This is a genomic window from Mangrovicoccus sp. HB161399 (assembly GCF_013184745.1).
In the GTDB taxonomy this organism is placed as follows: domain Bacteria; phylum Pseudomonadota; class Alphaproteobacteria; order Rhodobacterales; family Rhodobacteraceae; genus Mangrovicoccus.
On the sequence record NZ_JAATVU010000159.1, the window covers coordinates 1 to 4762 of the forward strand.

At 62.7% G+C, this 4762-nt stretch carries 4 protein-coding genes and 2 pseudogenes; 4 read left to right on the top strand and 2 right to left on the bottom strand.

Annotated features, from left to right (window positions below; translation table 11 throughout):
• The 4 genes from HCC78_RS31525 to HCC78_RS31540 form a co-directional block, all read left to right on the top strand.
• Positions 1-341, top strand: a 341-nt coding sequence (locus tag HCC78_RS31525; RefSeq protein WP_172332661.1) for an IS5 family transposase, incomplete at its 5' end; no start/stop codon positions are given.
• A gap of 181 nt (positions 342-522) precedes the next feature.
• The gene (locus HCC78_RS31530; RefSeq protein WP_172332662.1) at positions 523-1773 is read left to right on the top strand and encodes a glycosyltransferase; all 1251 of its coding nucleotides are present in this window, start codon (positions 523-525) and stop codon (positions 1771-1773) included.
• A 112-nt stretch (positions 1774-1885) separates the two neighbouring features.
• Complete coding sequence (locus HCC78_RS31535) at positions 1886-2863, top strand: DUF6473 family protein (protein ID WP_216671397.1); 978 nt, start codon at positions 1886-1888, stop codon at positions 2861-2863.
• Complete coding sequence (locus HCC78_RS31540; protein ID WP_172332663.1) at positions 2860-3828, top strand: sulfotransferase; 969 nt, start codon at positions 2860-2862, stop codon at positions 3826-3828. The genes HCC78_RS31535 and HCC78_RS31540 overlap by 4 nt, the downstream gene beginning before the upstream one ends.
• A 38-nt stretch (positions 3829-3866) precedes the next feature.
• Here HCC78_RS31540 and HCC78_RS31545 read toward each other — a convergent pair.
• Both HCC78_RS31545 and HCC78_RS33360 read right to left on the bottom strand, forming a co-directional pair.
• Positions 3867-4046: pseudogene (locus tag HCC78_RS31545) on the bottom strand (sigma factor-like helix-turn-helix DNA-binding protein); the annotation flags it as partial.
• A 400-nt stretch (positions 4047-4446) separates the two neighbouring features.
• A pseudogene (locus HCC78_RS33360) lies at positions 4447-4701 on the bottom strand (transposase); the annotation flags it as partial.
• Positions 4702-4762: the final 61 nt, after the last annotated feature.

The window sequence follows — 4762 nt, forward strand, 5'->3', positions numbered from 1 at the left end:
ATCTCTTCGTCTCAGCAGGGCAAGTCAGCGACTACATCGGCGCCCGGGTACTGCTCAGCAGCCTGCCGAAGGTTGACTGGTTGCTCGGCGACCGAGGCCATGACGCTGATTGGCTCAGGGAAGCTTTGCAAAGCAAAGGGATACGCGCCTGCATTCCCGGGCGAAAGCAACGCAAGACAACCGTGAAACACGACAAGCGCCGCTACAAGCGGCGAAACCGCATCGAGATCATGTTCGGCAGGCTCAAGGACTGGCGCCGCGTAGCAACCCGATACGACAGATGCCCGAAGGTGTTCTTCTCAGCTATCGCCCTCGCGGCAGTCGTTATCTACTGGCTGTGAAACTCAATGTGTCCAGAGCCTAGCCCAAAGGCGGGCAGCGCGACCCAGCACAAAAATACGGCAGCCCCAGAATTGGGCGTGCCGCACTGCGATAATCCGGTTGCTGGGCATGGCTTTCGAGTCTATCCTTTTCCAATATACCTGTGAATTTACAAATTCAATTTTTGGGCAACACATTGCGATGGCCGATATCATACAACAGCACGTAGATGAGGCATTGAACGCTCTTGGCGGCGGCGATCCTCTTGTGATGGTTTACTATTGGGGGGCGCTCATGAGCGGCGCTAACGGCAGCCAGCAGCGGACCCTGAGCCAGCTATCGTTCATCTGCCAGCAATGCGACAATGTCGTGCTCTATCATTTCGCCAACCACCCGTCCGATCCTTGGACGAAGCAGCAAGAGGCCGATTTCGCCGCGCGCTTTCCCGGCATCCGCCTGGTCTCTGACATCGAGACTCTTCCAATAAAGATATTGAACAAACTGAAAAAATTACTTGTGCTCTGCTTTCCCAGCTTGGCACGGCAGGTCTACCGTCTGGGAGCGCCATCGCAAGCGCCGAACTATCGTCGGTTGAGGGCGGAGCACCCGGAGATCCTCTATGTCGTCAACTACGTCGACAGCCTGGCGCAGATCAACGGCATCGCCGCGGAGCGTACGATCGTCGAGACCCATGACCTGAGGTACTTCCGGCGTGCCAAAAGCTCCGACGGTTCGCTGGTATCCATGAAAAGTCTCTTTGCGCTGCGCTACGAGATTTCCGCGCTCAGCGCCGCGAAATCCGTCATCACGATTTCTCCAAACGAAACTTATTTCTATCGTAATATGATGCCGAACGCGGAGATTCACTATATACCGGAATACCCCACAGCCGATGCTATTGAGCTCCAGAATATGGAAAGTTTCGATTTCGACCTGCTTTTCGCTGCCTCCGGAAACGCCATAAATGTCGAGGGGTTCTGCGGGCTCTTTGCCGATATGGGCGAGAAACTTAGGGGCTTTCGCATCGCGCTTTGCGGGCTCATCTGTGGCCGCCCCGAGATACGGACCTTGGCAGAGCAATACCCGAATATCACGCTTCTGCACTTTCTTTCCGCCGAGGAGCTGCAGCGCACCTACGCGCGGTCCAAGGCTTGCCTTTCGCCCACGCATGGCACGGGGTTGAACATCAAGCTTGTCGAGGCCCTGCGCCACGGCAAGCCGGTCTTTGGTTCGGAGGCCTCGACCGGCGCTCTCACGCCTGGGTTCCAGTCATGCGTGTTTCCGCTCGATGCCGAGGCCATGACCGAATTTCTGTCGGACGCCGTACGGCTTCGCGAAGCGTCCAGCGCGGCCGTGGACTACTACACCCGGTTCTCGCAGCGTGGCGATTTGGAGGAGCTCGCCGCCTCCTTGCGAGGGCGCTCCCCGGTATTGAAGGCGGTACGCTCATGAAACGCAGGAACCCTTTCGATGCCCCCCGGTGGCCGCGAGGCGCCCTTGCAACGCGGCGCCGCGCCGATCGCCCCGCCCCCACCGCCACCTCTTGCCTTGGATGGAGTTCGTCATGATGCCCCCCCTCGAAAACGCCGAGCGCGAGCATCTCTCGGGTTACCAGCGCCGCGACTGGTCGATCGTCGACTACCAGATGTACGAACACGCCGGCTCGGCGCTCTCCTTTCGCGGGCCGGCACCCCGGCTGAAGCCCGGCGAATACGCGACCTGCCTCGGCGCCGCGCAGACCTTCGGGTGCTTCTGCGAGACGCCTTTCCCCCAAATCCTGCAGCAGACTCTCGGTTTCGAGTTCGCGAACTTCGGCTACGGCGGCGCGGGGCCCCGCTTCTACCTGCGCCACCCATCGCTGATCGAGCTGGTCAACAAGGGCCGCTTCGCGATTATTCAAGTGATGTCCGGGCGCAGCGAGGACAACAGCCTTTTCCGCAGCAACGGCCTGGAATACCTGGTCGAACGCTCCAGCGGCGCCCGTGTCGCCGCGGACGACGCCTATCGGCAGCTGCTGGAGACCTACCGGCCACACGGACTGCCCGCACCGGTCGCCCGCGCCCTTCGCGTGTTCCACGGCCCGCCCGAGGTGCGCCAGCTTCTGCGCGAAACCCGCGACAACTGGATCGAGAACTACAGGGCGCTTTTCGAGGCGATCGAGGTTCCGATCATCCTTCTGTGGATTTCCAAGCGTCGGCCGGGCCTGCACCATTCGGGCAATGTCTTCTGGTGGTGGCAGCGCTACGATAATGTCCACGCCATGTTCGGCAAGTTCCCGCAGCTCGTGAACGCCGGCATGATGAACGCGCTCACCGGCGACGTCGCGCATTACGTCGAATGCGTGTCGTCCAGGGGCTCGCCCCAACCGCTCTACGACCGCTTTACAGGCGAGCGGACCACCGTCGACACTGCGAATGATCGCCCGGATCTTTCGCAGCGCTGGACCCACAACCCCTATTATCCGTCGCCTGAGATGCACGAGGACGCCGCGGCCATGCTCGAACAGGCGTGCCGCGCATTCCTGTCGGCGAGATCCCAATGACGCATAACCGCCCCATCCTCGTTACCGGCTGCCCGCGGAGCGGGACGACCTGGACCGGCAATATCATCGGCGCCTCGAAGTCCGTTTTTCTCGTTTACGAGCCGTTCAACGACGACGTCGGCGCCCGCCTGCAGTTGCCGGACCGATTCATGGCGCTGACCGAGGCAAACAGCCCGCCTCACCGGCGCGAAATCGACGACATGGTCTCGCTCGGTCACCTGCCGAGCCGCTCGAAACTGGCTGTCCGGGGCACGCTGGAACGCTGCCTGCCCGCCGCCAAAAGATACACCCCGGCCCGGCTCGCCGCGCGGTGGTTGCTGCGTCACCGAAAGGATTTCATCAATCCGCGCCGCGTCTGCTTCAAGGACCCGATCGCCTTCTATTCCAGCGAATGGCTGGCGGATACCTATGCCGCGCAGGTGATCGTCATGCTGCGCCACCCCTGCAGCGTCGTCGCGAGCTACCTGTCGCTCGGCTGGGACAGCGAGATCGAGGACATGCTCCGGCACCCGGTGCCCGCAAGCCGCCCGGGTCTCGCGAAGGAGCTCACCTATCGGCAGCGGACACTCGGCGACCCGGTATCCGACCTGATCCTTCAGTGGAAGCTGTTCACCGCCGCGACGCTCGAACTGCACCGCCGCCGCCGGGATTGGTGCTTCGTGCTGCACGACGATCTCTGCCTGAGGCCGCTGGAATATTTCAGCGCCATCTTCGAAAGTCTCAGCTTGGAGCTGACACCCGGCATCATCGACAGGATCCGGCGGGAAAGTTCGGCGCAGGGCGGGTCCGCGGGAGCGCTTCAGCACCAACACCAAAGAGACAGTAAGGCCGTGGTCGACGCCTGGAAGGGGAAACTTCCGCCTCCGACCGCACAGCGTGTCCTAGAGGAAACCGCAGAGCTCTGGGAAGAGGCGCAAGATGCGCTTCTCGGTGGCGGCGGACAGCTGGCGCGTGCCCGCGCCTAGCCCTGCGCCCACGCGGTGCCGCGGCGACAGCTGTCAATGGACAGCGCCTCCGGCAGCGGCCAGCCCAGCCCGGCCTTCCGGGCCCGCCCAAGATAGGCACCGACAGTTCCCTTTCCCAGCCCGAGCGACGTGGCGATCGCCCGTTCGCTCAGCCCCTGGGCATGCTTCAGTCGCAGTACATCCCGTATCCGGCGCATCGACAGTCGTTCCGTTGGCATTTGGCTCCCTCGCTCAAGACGAGGCGCACCGTAGCTTCAGACTGTCGGCCTGGCCTGCCCACGATCACGTGGAATCCGTGCCCATCATCGCGTGGAACCGGCGCGGATAGGGGATCGCGGGCAGCCGCTTCAGGGCGGGCTTCTCGTCGGCGAAGGCTTCGTCGACGATCCGTCGGCTGGTGGCGTGGAGCCGCGGGTTCGCCACTTCGGTCCGCCAGGCATCGAACTGCGCGTCCAGGTCGTCGAGATTGCGGAAGCTGCGGGCCAGGAAGAAATCCTGCCGGATGTAGCGGAACGGCCGCTCGATTTTCCCTTTTGTTTTCGCGCGGTACGGGCGGTAGGCCCGGGGGATGGTCCCGTAATGGTTCAGCAGCGCGACCAGCGACGCGTTGTAGGTCACCAAGTGACCGCGCAGCGCGTTGATTGTCTGGGTGCGCTGCCGGATCAGCAGCTCCCGCACGCGGAAGACGCTGGCCGCCCCCTGCGTTTCCTCGCTCTTCACAGGCACGAAGCGCATGCCAGGCCGCTGAGCCGCCTCGCAGATCGCCTCCGCGTCGGTGGCGTCGTTCCGCGGAGGAACAGTCCCCCGGACTGTTCCGGACCCCGCCTCACTCTGCCGTTTCACGAAGGGTTCACATGAGGAGGGTCGGATCAAGCAGGTTTAATCAACTCATCGGCTGTCCTTTCCTCTGACGTTTCGGATCCCGGGTCCGGCC